At 35.4% G+C, this 773-nt stretch carries 1 protein-coding gene; it reads right to left on the reverse strand.

Annotated elements, in window-relative coordinates; all coding sequences use genetic code 11:
- Positions 1-106 precede the first annotated feature (106 nt).
- The coding region (locus D1643_RS11165; protein WP_201751120.1) for a toxic anion resistance protein at positions 107-773 on the reverse strand (667 nt) is incomplete at its 5' end.

Raw genomic sequence — 773 nt, forward strand, 5'->3', positions numbered from 1 at the left:
CAAAGGGGCCCTGTAATAGTGATGCATTTTGTGTTTCTTCATATAATTGGTCTTGAGATTCTTTTGCCAATGTTTTTACTGTTTTTTCTGACATTTAAGGCCTTTTCTATTTTGAATTAATTGCCTTCTTTGTTGAATCGAGCAATTCTTCCATTTTGACACGGTCTGACTCACGTTGTTTACGATTATTTTCTTCGATTTCTTTTGTTTCAGATACTGATGTCATAATTGTGTTAACAATTGATTGCATGTCTTCAATCGATACGATGGCTTTGCCAGAGGATTCAGCAATAAATTTATTATTTACTTTTAATCGTTCAGCATTTCCTTTTAATAGATCAGCTGTAGCTTGTTTGCTTGCATTTACACCTTGTTGAGCATAGTTTTGCTGTAAGGCTGTTACGGCTTGAACAAGTCCTGTTTGAAGTGCTGGAATTGTGGCAATAAATGCGGAATGATATTGTTCTAGTAAACTTAAATTATTGTTTTGAGTTTGAGTGATTTGAGGGGCAGTTAATTCAGCAATTGCTTTTGATTGCTCTAAATCAAAGGCTCTCTTGTCAAGGGCTCGATCGGCTTGCAATAATTTAGGCAAGTGGATAGCGGCATCTTGATCGCCATTATCGGCTTGAATTTGGGTGTTGTTGATGGTTAGTGCTAAATTATTACGTAAGATATAAATTAACGCAATATGTTGATCTAAGCTTTTTGCATAGGCTTCATTGGCTGAGCCAAGATTATCAATTTGGTCAATACTACCTTTGATTTTATTC

Source organism: Enterorhabdus sp. P55, from assembly GCF_009911695.1.
Taxonomy (GTDB): domain Bacteria; phylum Actinomycetota; class Coriobacteriia; order Coriobacteriales; family Eggerthellaceae; genus Enterorhabdus.